At 65.9% G+C, this 16,052-nt stretch carries 14 protein-coding genes; 2 read left to right on the forward strand and 12 right to left on the reverse strand.

Annotation, left to right across the window (positions count from 1 at the left end):
* Nucleotides 1–4 precede the first annotated feature (4 nt).
* From C795_RS0100690 to trmB, 4 genes are all read right to left on the reverse strand, one after another.
* Nucleotides 5–1,099, reverse strand: a complete 1,095-nt coding sequence (locus C795_RS0100690) for an NAD(P)H-dependent flavin oxidoreductase (RefSeq protein WP_017791836.1) — start codon at nucleotides 1,097–1,099, stop codon at nucleotides 5–7.
* 15 nt (nucleotides 1,100–1,114) lie between these two features.
* Entirely contained in the window at nucleotides 1,115–2,008 is an 894-nt protein-coding gene (locus C795_RS14695) for a flavin reductase family protein (protein WP_017791837.1), read from the reverse strand.
* Between the two features lie 204 nt (nucleotides 2,009–2,212).
* Nucleotides 2,213–3,130, reverse strand: a complete 918-nt coding sequence (locus tag C795_RS0100700) for an endonuclease domain-containing protein (protein WP_083879083.1) — start codon at nucleotides 3,128–3,130, stop codon at nucleotides 2,213–2,215.
* Nucleotides 3,131–3,336: 206 nt separating this feature from the next.
* Nucleotides 3,337–4,083: a tRNA (guanosine(46)-N7)-methyltransferase TrmB gene (gene trmB / locus C795_RS0100705; RefSeq protein ID WP_017791839.1), complete on the reverse strand. Its 747-nt coding sequence runs from the start codon at nucleotides 4,081–4,083 to the stop codon at nucleotides 3,337–3,339.
* A 91-nt stretch (nucleotides 4,084–4,174) separates the two neighbouring features.
* Here trmB and aroQ point away from each other — a divergent pair, with 91 nt between their 5' ends.
* Nucleotides 4,175–4,615 (forward strand): type II 3-dehydroquinate dehydratase, encoded by a 441-nt coding sequence (aroQ, locus tag C795_RS0100710; RefSeq protein ID WP_017791840.1) that lies wholly within the window; start codon nucleotides 4,175–4,177, stop codon nucleotides 4,613–4,615.
* 75 nt (nucleotides 4,616–4,690) lie between these two features.
* On the opposite strand, the gene C795_RS0100715 is transcribed toward aroQ, so the two are convergent.
* Nucleotides 4,691–5,599 (reverse strand): CPBP family glutamic-type intramembrane protease, encoded by a 909-nt coding sequence (locus tag C795_RS0100715; protein ID WP_017791841.1) that lies wholly within the window; start codon nucleotides 5,597–5,599, stop codon nucleotides 4,691–4,693.
* A 93-nt stretch (nucleotides 5,600–5,692) separates the two neighbouring features.
* Here C795_RS0100715 and C795_RS0100720 point away from each other — a divergent pair, with 93 nt between their 5' ends.
* The gene (locus tag C795_RS0100720; protein WP_017791842.1) at nucleotides 5,693–8,056 is read left to right on the forward strand and encodes an ATP-binding cassette domain-containing protein; all 2,364 of its coding nucleotides are present in this window, start codon (nucleotides 5,693–5,695) and stop codon (nucleotides 8,054–8,056) included.
* 119 nt (nucleotides 8,057–8,175) lie between these two features.
* Here the strand turns inward: C795_RS0100720 and C795_RS0100725 are convergent, their stop codons facing one another.
* The 7 genes from C795_RS0100725 to rsmI all read right to left on the reverse strand — a co-directional run bounded on the left by C795_RS0100725 (nucleotide 8,176) and on the right by rsmI (nucleotide 16,019).
* On the reverse strand, nucleotides 8,176–9,228 hold the full coding sequence (locus C795_RS0100725; protein ID WP_017791843.1) for an LOG family protein: 1,053 nt from the start codon (nucleotides 9,226–9,228) through the stop codon (nucleotides 8,176–8,178).
* Between the two features lie 94 nt (nucleotides 9,229–9,322).
* Nucleotides 9,323–10,453, reverse strand: coding sequence for a flavodoxin-dependent (E)-4-hydroxy-3-methylbut-2-enyl-diphosphate synthase (ispG, locus tag C795_RS0100730; RefSeq protein WP_026139342.1), 1,131 nt, complete (start codon nucleotides 10,451–10,453; stop codon nucleotides 9,323–9,325).
* A gap of 117 nt (nucleotides 10,454–10,570) precedes the next feature.
* A complete protein-coding gene (locus C795_RS0100735; RefSeq protein ID WP_198008401.1) occupies nucleotides 10,571–11,992 on the reverse strand; it encodes a M50 family metallopeptidase in 1,422 nt (473 codons plus the stop codon).
* A 125-nt stretch (nucleotides 11,993–12,117) separates the two neighbouring features.
* Nucleotides 12,118–13,206: a 1-deoxy-D-xylulose-5-phosphate reductoisomerase gene (dxr, locus tag C795_RS0100740; protein WP_017791846.1), complete on the reverse strand. Its 1,089-nt coding sequence runs from the start codon at nucleotides 13,204–13,206 to the stop codon at nucleotides 12,118–12,120.
* A gap of 107 nt (nucleotides 13,207–13,313) precedes the next feature.
* Nucleotides 13,314–14,339: an FKBP-type peptidyl-prolyl cis-trans isomerase gene (locus C795_RS0100745; RefSeq protein ID WP_017791847.1), complete on the reverse strand. Its 1,026-nt coding sequence runs from the start codon at nucleotides 14,337–14,339 to the stop codon at nucleotides 13,314–13,316.
* A gap of 255 nt (nucleotides 14,340–14,594) precedes the next feature.
* Complete coding sequence (locus C795_RS0100750) at nucleotides 14,595–15,152, reverse strand: hypothetical protein (RefSeq protein WP_017791848.1); 558 nt, start codon at nucleotides 15,150–15,152, stop codon at nucleotides 14,595–14,597.
* A 51-nt stretch (nucleotides 15,153–15,203) separates the two neighbouring features.
* Nucleotides 15,204–16,019, reverse strand: coding sequence for a 16S rRNA (cytidine(1402)-2'-O)-methyltransferase (gene rsmI, locus C795_RS0100755; protein WP_017791849.1), 816 nt, complete (start codon nucleotides 16,017–16,019; stop codon nucleotides 15,204–15,206).
* Between the last annotated feature and the right edge of the window lie 33 nt (nucleotides 16,020–16,052).

Raw genomic sequence — 16,052 nt, forward strand, 5'->3', positions numbered from 1 at the left:
GCGGCTAGCGGCCCGCGAGCTCCCGCAGCACCTCGCGCGCGGGCCGCACCCGGGTCACGTGGTCGACTCCCTGCCCGGCGTCAACCGGTACGACGGTGAAGTCCCCCGCCTCGCACGCGGCCCGAAACTCCCGCTTGGCCGCCTCGTTCGCGGCGAGTTCGTCCTCGCGCCCCTGCCACTCGGAGATGAACGGGGTCGGGATGAGGCGTTCGGGGAATCTCGCTGGCCACGGCCGCTCGAGCGCGACGTCGTAGACACGACTCACGAGGGTGCCGGATCCGCGCGCCGCAATCATCGCGGCCCGCGCTGCGGGTGGCGTGAGTGATTCCTCGCACGCCGCGAACGACGTGCCGGCCCAGGCTGCGGCCGCCCCCGCGTTGAGTAGGCGTCGCACGTCTGCCGAGGTGCTCACGGCTCCGGCGGCGAGCACCGGAATTTCGACCGTGGTGAGCACGTCGTCGAGCAGGCGGGCGAGCGGTTCGGCGTGGTCGCCGTGGCCGCCGCCCTCGAGCCCGCGCGCGACGAGGGCGTCGATACCAGCATCGGCGGCGGCCCGCGCTTCGTCAACGGTCGCGACCTGCGTGATCGTGTGCACGCCGATGGCTCGCGCCTGCTCGATCCACGCGGGTGCCGGGCCGCCACGTTTCCAGTTGCCAAAGCTGACCGAGATGAGGGTGGGCTTTGCGGCGAGCGCCCGCTCGAACATGTCGGGGTGCTTCGCTATACCCCAGTCGACCATTCCGATGCCGAAGGGCGCACTGTCTCGCGGATCACGTGCGCGAGGTTCATGTGTGTGGTGCCTCCCCGCGCCGGCCTGAGCCGCGCTCTCGTGCCGGTGCGCCGGATCCGGTGCCCGCGCCGCGAGGTCGTCGGCGATCGCACGTTCAAATGCCGCGAGTTCGCGTTCGAGCGCGGCAGTCGATCCGGCGCTTCCCATGCCGATCATGCCGAGGCCGCCCGCAAGGGACACCGCGGCAGCGAGCTGACCGCCGGCGGCCCCGCCCATGGGCGCGCAGACGATAGGGACCGTGAACCCGAGCGCTTCGGCCCACGCAGTGTTGGCGACGGGCCCTGCTGTCTGGGAGTCCTGGTGAGTCATGTGTTCTCCTCTGAACTACGTGAGCTGGGGCGAAGCCGGGTGTTGTTCCGCCGCCGCGAGCTGCACGCGGGCCCAGCGCAGCTCGTGCGGATCGGTGAGCGTGGCGAGTTCGGCGGTCTCGCCACCATCGCAGCGGCGCAGCTCGATAACAGCGTGGTCGTCGGAAACGCTGAGCACGCGCCAGATGCCGCCACTGAGTTCCCACCGGTCAATGGCCGCTGGAACCCGGGCGACGGGACTCTTGCGGGTCCATCCGACCTCGGGGCCGCGGTCGAAGAAGTGGCGGTAAGCGTAGATCAGCGGGTGCCACGCCTCGGGGTCGAGATGATTGGTGCCGGGAACCGTGATGTCTTCGGCCGCGTGCACCCGCACCACCTCGGCCTCAACGATGCCGTAGTTGTGCGCGGCGCCTTCGGAGTGTGCACCATCGGTGATGCGCAGCACCCGGGCCTCAAGCTGTATCGGAGCTTCTGCCACCCGCGGCACGTCGACCAGGTCTGATGGCGCTGGAGTGAGCCCGGCGCGCTCAAACTTGTGTGGCTCGAACTCATACCCGAACTTCTCGTCCGGAACGGGGTCCTTACCAGTGACGCCCGCGAGCCGTTCGACGTGCTGCCACTGATTGGCGGACGGGAAGTTCACGGTGAGCTCGCCGAGCCGCCGCACGTTGTCGAGCGACTGCCCACCCTCCTCGAGCCCGAGTACGATGATGCGGCCGAGCGCGAAGTGGCTCGAGGCGGGCGCGAGGTTGGCGGTGCCGTCGGGGTTCTGGGTCGCGACGAGATAGGCGGGGGTACCGACGTAGAGCACGCTCGGCTCGATGACGCGGTGCGGTGGGATGCTGCTGAGCGGCGACGTACTGGGTTGTTCGGGTCGTTCCGACCCTTGGGCTTCCTCGTCGTCGCTCATACTTCCACCGTACTCCTGCCGCTCCCCTACAGCTCAGAAGTGTGACGCACGCTTACCTCCGCCCGAGCCACACCGTAGGCGGCGCCACAGATGCCCCAGTTTGTGTGATTTAGAACACTCAAAAGCAAACAAACTAGGGCATCTGAGTCGGGCCGTTCCATGTGCGGTGACAGGCGGCACACCATCCGAGTTTTCCAAGCGGGCTTACTTGGGTTGCTTCGCCCGTTCAATGGCGCGGGCGAGCCGCCGCAGAAACCCGGCAGGCGACTTCAGGTCGAGGGAGGTGAGCCGCAGCACTGTCCACCCGGCATCGATCATTCGTTCGCAGCGTTCGTTGTCAAACTTCATCTGCGCTGGGCCATGTTCAAAGTGATACGCCCCGTCATACTCGATGGCTATGCGCCACTGCGGGTATCCCAAGTCGGCATGAAGCACACGCCCGTAGGTCGGCACTAAGCAATTGGTGACAGGCTCTTCGAACCCCGCCTTCACAATACGCAGTCGCACCATCGTTTCTGGCGGCGAGGCCACCCCGTGTCGCACCTGGGGCAGCGCGGCTTTCAGGTTTCCTACCCCCTGACACCGGCCAAACCGTATCGACGCGTCAACGAGATCTTCAAACGAACAGCCCGGGCCACGGGACTTACGAGTCGTTGAGATCAGATGGTCGCCCGCGACGACCAGATCCTCTACACGGCAGACCGCGCCGAGCAGAGCCCAGGCGTCTTCAGGGGCGGGTAACCAGTGTGGTGCCACGGGCACCCGGCTCAGCACACCAGGCTGAATCTGGTGCCCCGCTACTCCCAATCTTCGAGGAGGCTTATGGGGTCGCACCGCCCCCACGTCAATCAAGTCGTTTCTCTTGGGCACCGGAACAAGAAGTAACGTCGCAGCACTCAAACGCGAGATGAATCGACCTTCTCCGATGAGGAGCTGAACGGCCTTTGCACGTGCCTCAAAGCTATTGCCGTCGAGGCCCGGCCTGGCACGGGTGCCGCGCATCGGTGTTTCGAGGTCGCCTGCATTCATGCGCCAATCCTTCACCCCGGCCTGCCGCAGCTCGCGCACATGCACGACCGCCGCTTCGAGTCCAGGGGCGTTGAGTGGGGTGAGCCGTCGCATGCCTAGACGTTAGGTTGGCGTTTCACCACAGAACGAGTTATCCACAATCGCTTTAGGTTCTCACCAATGATGCCCACTTCGCGTCGCCTGTGGACGACGTACACGGCGGGCCTGTTCATCGAAGCTGCCCCTACAAATGCCCCAGTTGGGGTGCTCAAGAGCTCTCTATAGCAAACCAACTGGGGCATCTGTAACGTCAGCGGCCGCTACACCCGCGTGTACGTCAGATCACGAATGTCGCGCCCCTTGTCGAGGCCCTTGCGCTCGAAGGCGGTCATGACGCGGCCCTCGTACCGGGGCGCCCATTCCCCCTCAAAAGCACGCGTGAACTCGGGCGCCTCGTCGAGTACCTCGCGCATCTGGTCGGCGTATTCCTGCCAGTCGGTCGCCAGGCGCAGCGTACCACCCGGAACGAGCGCCCGGTGCGCGATGCGCGCAAAGTCGGGGCTGATGAGGCGACGCTTGTTGTGCCGGGCCTTGTGCCAGGGATCCGGGAAAAACACCCAGATCTCGTCGACCGAACCGGCCGGCAGGTACTTCTCGAGCAGCTCGGGGGCGTTCACCTCGGCGAGCTTGAGGTTTGTCACCCCTGCCTCGCGCGCGCCCAGAATCGTACGGGCGAGACCACCCTGGAAGACCTCAACTGCGAGGTAATCACGTTCGGGGTGCGTGGCGCACGCGTGAACAATCGCGTGCCCCTGTCCCGATCCGATTTCAACAGTCAGGGGTGCCTCACGCCCGAACAGCTCGACCGGGTTTCCGGTCTGCCCCTCGCCGAGGCTCGCCGTCGCCGGGCCGTGCTCAATCGGCAACAGGTACTGGCCGTTGTCGTCAGCCCAGGCACGGTCCTGCGACTCGGTCATGCGACCGCCGCGGCGTACAAAGGACACCGGCTTGTCGCGAAAGGTCAACGGGTCGTGCGTCTTCTGGGGGCGGGGCTGCTCTTCAGTCACCAGACAACGGTACCCTAGTGACCCGTGTGTCGCCGCTACGATGGGGTGAACGATCCATCGCGACGACGTGTTGCAACGACGAGAGGGCGCCATGACGAGACGCATCCTGCTGGTGAACGGCCCCAATCTGAACCTGCTCGGCACGCGCGAACCCGAGATCTACGGTGCTGGCACCCTCGCCGACGTCGAGTCGCTCGTGGCACGCACCGCCAAGGAGTTCAGCTTCGAGACGCGCAGCGTGCAGAGCAACCACGAGGGCGTGCTCATCGACGCGATCCACGCCGCCCGCGAGGACTGCGCCGCAATCATCATCAACCCCGGCGCGTTCACGCACACCTCGGTCGCGATCCGCGACGCGCTCACCGGCGTCGCGCTGCCGGTCGCCGAGGTGCACATCTCGAACGTGCACGCGCGCGAGCCCTTCAGGCATCACTCCTACGTCTCAGACATCGCCGAGTGCGTGATCGTGGGCTGCGGCGTGCAGGGCTACGAGTTCGCGGTGCGCCGCCTCGCCGCGCTGCTCGCGGGCTAGCGCGGCACCCTCCCAGCACGACGGCTGCTCCGGATCCGGATCAGCAACCTACCGCGGCCGATCTCGGCTCGCGGGCTATCCGGCGAGCGGAAACCAGTCGAACATGGCGGGATTGTGCGCGTGTACGAGCACCGCGAACACGATCGCATCGAAGATGAGATGCACCGTGACGACGTACGCGAGGGACCTGGTGCGCACAAAGATATACCCCTGCACGAGCGCGAACGGGATCGTGAGCAGCGGCCCCCAGGAGCGGTAGCCGAGCTCCCAGAGGAACGACACAAACACGATTGCCTGCAGGATATTGGCGGCCCACATCGGAAAGTGGCGCAGCAGCGCCGCGAACACGGTGCAGATGAAGAACAGTTCGTCCCAGATGCCGACGGCACCGACGCCGACAAAGAGCCGGGCGATCTGCTCGGGAGAATCGACGGCGGGCCAGTTTTGGTAGACACCGGAGCCCATGAAGTAGACGGGCAGCAGCAGCCAGGCAAGGACGATGACCGCGACGAGCCAGGTCCAGTGCAGTCGGCCCCAGCGGCCGCCGCCGCGCCACGGGAACCCGGTCGCGCGGTCGCGGTAGATGAAGCGCGAGACGAGATACGGCACAAACACCGCACCCCCGAGCGCCAGCGTGAAGCGCACCATCGCCCAGTTGTCGAGCTGAGCCGCAAGCGGGATGAGTCTGATAATGCCCAAGCCCAGCGCGATCAGCGACAGATCGCGCAGTAACGAGGGCGGTCTCGGCGCGCTGTCGCGGCCGGCCCACAGCCTTCGTTCGTCGCGCGTGAGCGGCAGCGAGCAGGCTGCCCCGCAGCCGCCGCGGTCCGAGTAACCCGCCGCCGCGAGCCCCAGCACGAGCAGCAGCACCCCGGCAAACACGTCCTCGAACACGAAGAATGCGGGCGCGGCCAGCACCGTGAGCAAGGCAGCGATGGCCGGCCAGGGCTTCACGGTGAGCTTGATTGGGGGTGCAGTGACCACCCGCCCAGCATACGGTTGTCGTCTGACACGCCGCTAGCCGCCCGTTGGCCGAGAAGCCTGCTCAACGTCAGTGGCAGGCGTTACGCTTTCGATATGACCGCTGCACAGCCCGTTCACCCGGCCGACGACCACACCATCATTCGCGTGCGGGGCGCCCGCGAGCACAACCTCAAGAGCGTCGACATCGACCTACCCAAGCGCCGTCTCACCGCGTTCACCGGGGTCTCGGGCTCGGGCAAGAGCTCGCTCGTGTTCAGCACGATTGCGGCCGAGTCTCAACGGCTCATCAACGAGACCTACAGCACCTTTGTGCAGGGCTTCATGCCGCAGCAAGCACGCCCCGACGCCGATGTGCTCGAGGGCCTCACGACCGCGATCATCGTCGACCAGGAGCGCATGGGCGCGAACCCACGCTCGACGGTCGGCACGGCCACCGACGTAAATGCGATGCTCCGGATCATGTTTTCGCGCCTCGGGGCGCCGCACATCGGCGGCCCGCAGGCGTTCTCCTTTAACGTTGCGTCGATCAGCGGCGCGGGCGCCGTCACCCTGGAGAAGGGCGGCAAGCAGGTGAAAGAGCGGCGCAGCTTCGAGGTACTCGGCGGCATGTGCGCGAAGTGCGAGGGGCGCGGGAGCGTCAGCGACTTCGCCCTCGACGAGCTGTACGACGCCTCGAAATCGCTGAACGATGGCGCGCTCACCGTGCCCGGCTACAGCATGGACGGTTGGTACGGCCGCGTGTTCGGCGCGATGCTGCCGATGGACACCCCCATCAAGGACTTCACCGAGGACCAGCTGCACGATCTGCTCTACAAGGAGCCGGTCAAGGTGAAGGCCGACGGCGTGAATGTCACTTACGAGGGACTTATTCCGCGCATTCAAAAGTCGATGCTGTCAAAAGATCGTGACGCGATGCAGCCCCACATTCGCGCCTTCGTAGACCGCGCCATCGTGTTTCACGCGTGCCCCGCCTGTGGCGGCACGCGCCTCAACGACTCGGCCCGTTCCTCCCTCATCGCTGGCAAGTCGATCGCCGATGTCTGCGCAATGCAGATCAGTGACCTGGCCGAGTGGGTGCGCCAGGTCGATGATCCGGGGCTTGCGCCGCTGACGCTCAAGCTCACTGAGACCCTCGATTCATTCGTACAGATCGGGCTTGGGTATCTCAGCCTCGACCGCCCCACCGGAACGCTCTCGGGCGGCGAATCGCAGCGCACCAAGATGATTCGGCACCTGGGCTCGGCCCTCACCGACGCGACCTACGTGTTCGATGAGCCGTCCATTGGGCTGCACCCGCATGACATTCAGCGCATGAATCAGCTGCTGCTCAAACTGCGCGACAAAGGCAACACGGTGCTCGTGGTGGAACACAAGCCCGAGATGATCGAGATCGCCGACCACGTCGTTGATCTCGGGCCGCGAGCTGGCAGCCACGGCGGCGAGATCTGCTTCGAAGGCACGGTCGAGGAGCTGCGCGCGTCGGGCACACTCACGGGCATCCACCTCGACGACCGCGCCCGGGTGAAGGAATCCGTGCGATCGGCAACCGGCCAGATCGAGGTACGCGGGGCGACCGAAAACAACCTCAAGAACATCGACGTCGACGTGCCGCTGGGAGTGCTGTGCGTGTTCACGGGCGTCGCGGGCTCAGGCAAGAGCTCGCTGATTCGCAGCTCGGTGTCGGGCCGTGAGGGGGTGGTGACGGTCGACCAGGGAGCAATCAAGGGCTCGCGCCGCTCAAATCCGGCCACCTATACGGGACTGCTCGACCCGGTACGCACCGCGTTCGCGAAGGCCAACGGGGTGAAGCCCGCACTCTTCAGCGCGAACTCCGAGGGTGCCTGCCCCGAGTGCAAGGGCGCGGGCATCATCTACACCGACCTCGGCATGATGGCGACGATGGAGAGCGTGTGTCCCGTGTGCGACGGCCAGCGCTTCGACGCGGCGGTGCTCGAGTACACGCTGGGCGGCAAGAACATCGCCGAGGTGCTCGACCTGTCCATGAGCGACGCGCACGAGTTCTTCACCCGGGCCGAGTCGAAGGTGCCCAAGGCCGCGAAGATCCTCGCCAAGCTCGTGGACGTGGGGATCGGCTACATCAAGCTCGGCCAGCCGCTGTCGACGCTGTCGGGCGGCGAGCGGCAGCGCCTCAAGCTTGCGATCCACATGCTCGAGGACGCCGACGTGTACGTGCTCGACGAGCCGACGACCGGGCTGCACCTCGCCGATGTCGAGCAGTTACTCGGGCTCCTCGACCGGCTCGTCGATGCAGGCAAGAGCGTCATCGTGATCGAGCACCATCAGGCCGTCATGGCGCACGCCGACTGGATCATCGATCTCGGCCCGGGCGCCGGCCACGAGGGCGGCACCATCGTGTTCGAGGGGACGCCCGCGGCGCTCATCGCCGACGGGTCAACGCTCACGGCGCAGCACCTCGCCGCCTACGTCGGTGCGTAGGCCGCGTCTCACGCCGTTGGGGCCAAATCTGGGGGTAATGGCGCACCATATCCCCCAGATTTGGCCCCAACACAACTATTGAGAGGCGCGACGCGTTGACCGGCGTGACCAGCCTGTGGTTACTGCGGCGCGCTGTCGAGCTGGTTGAGTGCCCGGATCAGTCGGTGCAGCTCGCCGACCGCGCGGCGGCGCGGGGTGAACACAATCCGCGGCAGATCGAGCTGGTCCCGATCGGCGACCTCAGCATCGAGCGGCCCGGTGGCCTCGATCCGGCCCGAGTCCAGTAGTCCTGCGAAGTTCTCGTTGAGTTGCTCGATCTCGGCGGCACTGGGCACAGCCTTGAGCCGAACAACGAGCGAGTCCCCCACCCAGCGCAGCGAGTCGTAGTTGCGCCAGAAACCGACAATTTCGGCGGTCGCAGCCTTGGCCGAGTCCGTGATGAGCACACGGTCAAGATCGTTGATGGCGATGTAGCCGCCGCCCGCGAGCTCCTCGGTGATGAAGCCCGCGAGGTGCTTCCAGTAGCTGCCGCCGGGGCGATCGAGAAACACGATCGGCACGGGCTCCATCTTGCCCGTCTGCTGCAGCGTGAGCAGCTCAAACGCCTCGTCCATCGTGCCGAACCCTCCGGGCAGGCAGACAAAGCCGCGTGACTCCTTCACCAGCATGAGCTTGCGGGTGAAGAAGTACTTCATGACGACGCGGTGAGCCTCTATCGAGTCGTCGGGTATCTCAAGGGGCTCCTCGAAGGGTAGCCGGATCGAGACGCCCAGCGACTGGCCGTCGCCTGCGCCGCTGGCGGCAGCCTCCATGATGCCCGGGCCCGCCCCCGTCACTACCATCCAGCCGCGCTCGGCGAGCTGCTTCGCCACGTCCTCGGTCTTGAGCCACAGCGGATCGTGCGGCTGCGTGCGCGCCGATCCAAACACCGTCACTTTGGGGGTGTCGGTGAAGGGCGCGAACAGTCTGAACGCGGCCCGCATTTCCTCCACCGCGGCGGCAGTTATCTTCAGATTCAACCGCGAAGTGCCATCGGCCCCCAGTCCGATACCGGTCTCCAGAATGCGCCGTACGAGACCGCGCTGTTGACCAGCCCCGTGCTCGGTGATGATCGCGTCGAGCTGCTCACGCAGTGTCGTCGCGCTGGACTGGGGATCCTGAGGCTTCGTCACGCCCCCAGTCTAGGCCTGGCCGGGGCCACACCCCGGAGAGACGAGAACGCGGCGAGCCGTCGGCCCGCCGCGTTCAAAAAATCGTCTCGAGCGATTAGCCCGTGAACACCTCGGGGGCGCCCGACTCGGTCTTGTGACCGATCTCGGCGGCGATCCGGTTGGCCTCCTCGATGAGCGTGGCAACGATCTCTGACTCGGGCACGGTCTTGATGACCTCTCCCTTGACGAAGATCTGGCCCTTGCCGTTACCTGAGGCAACACCGAGGTCGGCTTCGCGCGCCTCGCCGGGGCCGTTCACAACGCACCCCATGACGGCGACGCGCAGCGGCACGCTCATGCCTTCGAGGCCCTTCGTGACCTCTTCGGCAAGCGTGTATACGTCGACCTGGGCACGGCCGCACGAGGGGCACGACACGATCTCGAGCTTGCGCTCCCGCAGGTTGAGCGACTGCAGAATCTGCAGGCCGACCTTGACCTCTTCCACCGGGGGCGCCGACAGCGAGACGCGAATCGTGTCGCCGATGCCCTCCGAGAGCAGGATGCCGAACGCGGTCGCGCTCTTGATCGTGCCCTGGAACGCCGGGCCTGCCTCGGTCACGCCGAGGTGCAGCGGCCAGTCGCCACGCTCGGAGAGCATGCGGTACGCCTTCACCATCACGATGGGGTCGTTGTGCTTCACCGAAATCTTGAAGTCGTGGAAGTCGTGTTCTTCGAACAGCGAAGCCTCCCAGATCGCGCTCTCCACGAGCGCTTCGGGGGTCGCCTTGCCGTACTTCTGCAGCAGGCGCGGGTCAAGCGATCCGGCATTCACGCCAATACGAATTGAGGTGCCAGCGGCCTTCGCGCGCCTGGCGATCTCGCCCACCTGGTCGTCGAACTTGCGAATATTGCCGGGGTTCACACGCACCGCGGCGCAGCCAGCATCGATCGCGGCGTACACGTAGTTCGGCTGGAAGTGAATGTCAGCGATGACCGGAATCTGGCTCTTCATCGCGATGATCGGCAGCGCCTCTGCATCGTCGCGGCTGGGGCAGGCAACGCGCACAATGTCGCAGCCTGATGCCGTCAGCTCAGCGATCTGCTGCAGGGTCGAGTTGATGTCGGTCGTGGGAGTCGTAGTCATCGACTGCACCGACACGGGAGCGTCACCGCCGACCATGACGGAGCCCACCTTGATCTTGCGGGTCTTCCTCCGAGGTGCGAGAACTTCAGGGACCTTCGGCATTCCGAGATTAATTGCAGCCACGAAGAAGATTCTAGCCACGCCAGCTGCGTGCGCGCCCAGTGGCGCGCGCAGCCGGCTGGCTCGGGTGTGCTCCGCGCCGGATCGCGCCGGATCCCGCTAGCCGAACAGTGAGACCGGTTTCACGAGATCCGCGTAGACGAGCAGAATGCTCATCGCCCCGAGCACCACGACGACCGCAAACGTCACGGGCACCATTTTCGCGGTGTCAACGGGGCCCGGGTCGGGCTTGCCAAACAGCTTGGCGAGGCGGCGCTTCGCCCCCTCGTGCAGCGCGCCCACGACGTGGCCGCCGTCGAGCGGCATGAGCGGCACGAGGTTGAACACGAACAGTGCGACATTGAGCGAGCCGAGCAGCCCAAACAGCGTCTGCGCGCGCGCTGCCACGTCGATCTCGCTGGCGCTTGCGACCTCGCCCGCGATGCGGCCCACTCCGACCACGCTGATGGGTCCGTTCGGATCGCGCGCTTCGGTACCAAACGCGGCGTTCCACACGTCCACCATGCGCTCGGGCAGGCGCACGACGATGCCAACCACCTGCTCGATGTTTTGCCCGACGTAGGCGGGCACCTCGGTGATGGGCTGGCGCACTTGCTCGCTCGCGGGCGTCGCCCCGATCATGCCGACGGTCTCGGTGAGATAGGTGCCGTCTGCGCCCTTCACCGCTTGACCGTTTTCGTTGGCCACGGCGCGCTCGTTAGGTTCGGGGGTGAGCTCCACGATCTCCTGCACGCCGTCACGCTCGATGACTACGGCGAGCGGGGTTCCCGGAGCGGCACTCACCGTGTCACGAAACTGATCCCAGCTCGTGATCTCGGTGCCGTCCACGGCAATCATTTTGTCGCCGGGCTGCAGCCCCGCCGCAGCGGCGGGTGCCGCGGGGTCCTCAGCGGAACAGGACGTCGCGCTGCTCGAGGCGGGAATGAGGCACTCGCTCACCTGTCCCAGTGTCGTCGAGAACTGCGGCACCCCAAAACCCACAAACACGATCGCAAAGAACACAAACGCGAGCACGAGGTTCATGAACGGGCCACCGAGCATGATGATGACCTTTTTCCATACCGGAAGCCGGTAGAAGGTGCGGTGGTCTTCGCCCTCGGCGATGGTTTCTGCGCTCGCGAGCCGGGCCTCGTCAACAAGGCCCGCGATACCTCGACGGGACTCCTGCTTGCGCTGTTCGTCTGCGGCCACGGCTTCACCGCGTGTGGCGTGAGCGCTCTCCTCGACGACCGAGTTCAAGAACCCCGTGGTCGAGGCACGCGGCGCCTCCCCCGGCTTGTTGGGCGGGTACATCCCCGTCATGGCGACGTAGCCGCCGAGCGGAATCATTTTGACCCCGTACTCGGTCTCGCCCTTCTTACGCGACCACAGGGTCTTGCCGAAGCCCACCATGTACTGCGTCACCTTGACGCCGAACAGCTTGGCGGGCACGAGGTGCCCGATCTCGTGCAGCCCGATGGATACACCGAGACCGACGAGAACGATCAGGATCCCCAGCACGTAGAGCAGCACGTTTATCACGGGTTTAGATTACTGGCCCGCGCTGTGGAGTCTCGGGGAGACGGCTGGATTCTGCGACTCGCAAGCTCGCGCAGAATTACCTGGGGTGTGGCCCACGCACCCTAGCGGGGGGATGCCCGCGCAGCTTAGCGGGCGTGGCCCGCGATCACCTTCTCGGCCCGCTCACGAGCCCAGCGTTCCGCCTCCGCGAGCGTGTCGAGTGTCAGGTCGGCCGGCGCCTCGTGTGCTTCGAGCACCTCGCGCACGGTGTCCACGATGCCGGTGAACGGGATGCGCCCCTCATGGAAGGCGTCGACGGCCTCCTCGTTCGCGGCGTTAAACACGGCCGGGAACGTTTTGCGGGCGCGCCCCACCTGCTTCGCCACGTCGACCGCGGGAAAGGCTGCTGAATCGAGCGGCTCAAATTCCCAAGAGGTTGCACGGGTCCAGTCGAGAGGCCTGCCGACGCCGCCGAGGCGCTCGGGCCAGGTGAGGCCGAGGGCGATGGGCAGCCGCATGTCGGGCGGCGAGGCCTGCGCGATCGTCGACCCGTCGATGAACTCGACCATGGAGTGCACGATCGACTGCGGGTGCACCACAACGTCGATGTCGCCGTAGGAAACGTTGAACAGCAGGTGCGCTTCGATGACCTCGAGGCCTTTATTGACGAGCGTGGCGGAGTTCGTGGTGACGACGCGGCCCATGTCCCAGGTGGGGTGCGCAAGCGCCTGCGCGGGTGTGACACTCGCGAGCTCGGCGCGGCTGCGGCCGCGGAATGGCCCGCCCGACGCGGTGAGCACGAGCCTGCGCACCTCGCCCGCGCTGCCCGATCGCAGCGCCTGCGCAATGGCCGAGTGTTCGGAGTCGACGGGCACAATCTGTCCCGGCTGCGCGAGATCGCGCACGAGGTCGCCTCCCACGATCAGGGATTCCTTGTTCGCGAGGGCCAGCGTGCGACCCGACTTGAGCGCGGCGATAGTGGGGGCGAGGCCCACCGATCCGGTAATGCCGTTGAGTACCACATCGGCCTCGACGTCTTCGATGAGCGTGACGGCTTCCTGTGCGCCGAGGCCCGTGTGCTCGACGTTAAACTCCTCGGCCTGCTCAGCAACGCGGGCCGCGTTGCTGCCAGCGATGAGTCCGGCGACCTGAAACTTTTCGGGGTTCGCACGAATGACGTCGAGCGCCTGCTCGCCGATTGAACCGGTGGATCCCAAGATGATGACGCGCTTCATGCCTCCATTGTGCCGGATCGGGCCGTGCGCTCACTCGCGCATACGCAAACCGCCCCGGGCTGGGCAGTTCAGTGAAGCCGGGCACGGGGCGGACAGGATGCGACTGATTACTCGGCGTGGACCGTGCCGAGAATATCAAGCACGAACACCATCACGTCGTCGGGCTTGTGACCCTGCTGCTCCAGACCGGCCGCGCCGTAGCCGCCGTCTTCAGCGGGCACGACTGAGATGATCTGTGAGCCGACCTTCTGGCCCTCCAGTGCCTTCTGGAATCCGCCGATCACCTGGGTGGTGAGGAAGTTCGCGGGCTCGCCACGGCTCCAGCTCGAGTCGAATTCCTCGCCCGTGCGCCAGATCACGCCACGGTAGTTGACGTACACGCGATCGCCGGGCTTGACCTCTTCGCCTTCACCCTCAATGATGGTCGCGACCTCGAGCTTGTCGGGTGCCTTCGCTCCCTTGGGCATCGTGATCGTGGGCTCACCGTTCTTGGCGAGCTTCACGGTCGGGAAGCCCTCGGGGGCGGCCTTCGCCTTGCCCTCAGCCTTATCCAGCAGCTTGTCGAGCTCGAGCGTTCCCGGCTCACCAGCGGGTGCCGTGGCGTCAGAAATCTTGCCGACCTGCATCACGACGACGATCGAGTCCTTCTTCGTGATGCCCTCGACACCGGTTGCGGCCGGGTCGGTGTCTGCACCAAAGAACTCCTCGAAGGGTGCTACTACGGTCACTTCTTCACCGGGCAGCGCGCAGCGCAGTCCCTCGTACGCCCAGGGCGCAAGCAGCTCGCCGTCGAGCGGCACGTCACTTGCGGGGGCCTGCTGAATAGCCGAGCCGTCAGCGCCGTTGAACATTGTCATCGCAACGTTCATGGTCTGGCCCTTCTCGGCAATCTTGCCCTCGCCCTCCTTGAGAACCGAACGCTCGAGCGCCTTGGCCGCTACGGGCGTCTTCGAGGTGATCTTGGCGTCGACACCGACCTCACCCTCAACCTTCAGCGCCTTGCTTGCGTCACCCGGGGCCAGGCATTCTTTGCCAGCGGCGTCCTTCGACACTGCGCCACCCCCAGCCGAACATCCGGTGATCAGCAGCGCCCCGGCGAGCGCCGCGGGCAGAAGTGCGCGGGAGAGTTTCACGTGAGAGTGTTCCTAACTGGGTGGAGTGCCGCCGGCCGCGCCGGCGCAGTGATTCGAGTATTTCGTATCCTGCTGCCGCCGACCTGTGAGGGGGCTCCGCGGTCAACCAGCGTCAGCACAATCTCACAGCTCGCTGCCGGAACAGTGTTTGTTTTATGCGACATCTGGCGCCCGTATGCAGTCCCGTTTTTTAGTACGATTTCCCCAACCTAAGAGCGATGACTATTCCCCCTCTAGCCATCGCTTTTAGGCCAGTTACTTCTCTAGTACCGATGCGAGTAGCGCGCGTGCCGCCATGACCGCCACCACAATGAGCAGCGCCATCGAGGCAACGTCGCAGGCGATGTAGACGTAGTGCCAGACGGATTCGCCAGGGTCAGCACCCTGCAGTACAAGGTCGGTGCGGGCGTTAAGTGGGGGCCGCACAAACACCACCTTCAAGACGAACACGGCCGCAACGGCCGCCCATGCGGCGAGCCTGCGCCCTTCGATACGGTGCGCAACCGGCCAGAACGACACGATCGTCAGCGCAAATAGGAGGATACCCTCGGCGACATTAAGCGCCGCGAACACGAGTCGTCCAATTCCGAGCCCCAGAGGAATGGTGATGCCCTCAGCTTGGAACTTCAGCGGCGCCTCGATGAACGAGATCGCCGCGACCATGCCGAGCCACAAGATCGGAAGCGCCATCCGCCACAGTTCGAGTCGCACGTAGCCGCGCGCCAAGCGTGGCTGCGTGGGCGGCTGCGGCGAGCGCTGCTGGGCCGAGCGCTGCTGCGGTGAGCGTGACTTGCGAGACTTGGACTTCGACACGGGTAACTCCTTTGGCGGGGTGCTGGTAGACGCGTGGGTGGCCGGGCGCTGTTACTTAGCGGCGAGCGCAGCGGCGTAAAGGTCGCGGGCAGACAGCCCGGTGGCCTCAGCGACCTCGCGGGTCGCGTCCTTCAAGCGTGTGCCTGCGGCTACGCGACGCTGCACGTCGGCGAGCGCGTCCTCCGGCGATGCCACTGGCGCCTCCCCGGCGGCGATCACGATGACGATCTCACCGCGCACCCCACCTTCGGCCCACTCGGCGAGCTCGGCGAGTCCGCCGCGCTTCACTTCCTCGTGGAGCTTCGTCAGCTCGCGGCAGACGGCGGCGGGGCGATCCGGCCCAAAATGCGTGGCGAAGTCGGCAAGCGTCGCCGCGAGCCGCGAGGGAGCCTCGAAGAAGACGAGCGTGCGCCGCTCGCCGGCGAGCTCGGTAAACGCCCGAGCTCGCTCGCCCGCCTTACGCGGCACGAAACCTTCAAAGGCAAACCGGTCGGTGGGCAGTCCCGACACGGCGAGCGCGGTAACGACAGCGCTCGGCCCGGGGATGCAGGTGACCTCGACGCCCTGTTCGGCGGCGAGCTGCACGACCCGAAAGCCCGGGTCTGAGACGGTGGGCATGCCCGCATCGCTTACGAGCACGACGTCCTCGTCCCGGGCGCGCTCGACGAGGGAAGCCGCGCGGTCGTGCTCGTTGTGGTCGTGAAGCGCGATGAGCTCAGGCCGATTTTCAATGCCGAGCAGGCGCAGCAGCTGGATGGTGTGCCTCGTGTCCTCCGCCGCGATCACCGTCGCTGCTTCGAAGGTTTCGCGCAGTCGGGTGGAGGCGTCGCCGAGGTTGCCGATCGGGGTGGCTGCGAGCAAGATCATGCCTCCATCGTAGGCGCTGCTTGATGGGCGTTG

This window comes from Leucobacter salsicius M1-8 (assembly GCF_000350525.1).
GTDB lineage: Bacteria > Actinomycetota > Actinomycetes > Actinomycetales > Microbacteriaceae > Leucobacter > Leucobacter salsicius.

Coding starts and splice junctions, on each gene's coding strand:
- C795_RS0100700 (WP_083879083.1), bottom strand. CDS start 3,130: ATGCGACGGCTCACCCCACTCAACGCCCCTGGACTCGAAGCGGCGGTC.
- rsmI (WP_017791849.1), bottom strand. CDS start 16,019: ATGATCTTGCTCGCAGCCACCCCGATCGGCAACCTCGGCGACGCCTCC.
- C795_RS0100720 (WP_017791842.1), top strand. CDS start 5,693: ATGACCGCTGCACAGCCCGTTCACCCGGCCGACGACCACACCATCATT.
- C795_RS14695 (WP_017791837.1), bottom strand. CDS start 2,008: ATGAGCGACGACGAGGAAGCCCAAGGGTCGGAACGACCCGAACAACCC.
- ispG (WP_026139342.1), bottom strand. CDS start 10,453: ATGCCGAAGGTCCCTGAAGTTCTCGCACCTCGGAGGAAGACCCGCAAG.
- C795_RS0100690 (WP_017791836.1), bottom strand. CDS start 1,099: ATGACTCACCAGGACTCCCAGACAGCAGGGCCCGTCGCCAACACTGCG.
- dxr (WP_017791846.1), bottom strand. CDS start 13,206: ATGAAGCGCGTCATCATCTTGGGATCCACCGGTTCAATCGGCGAGCAG.
- aroQ (WP_017791840.1), top strand. CDS start 4,175: ATGACGAGACGCATCCTGCTGGTGAACGGCCCCAATCTGAACCTGCTC.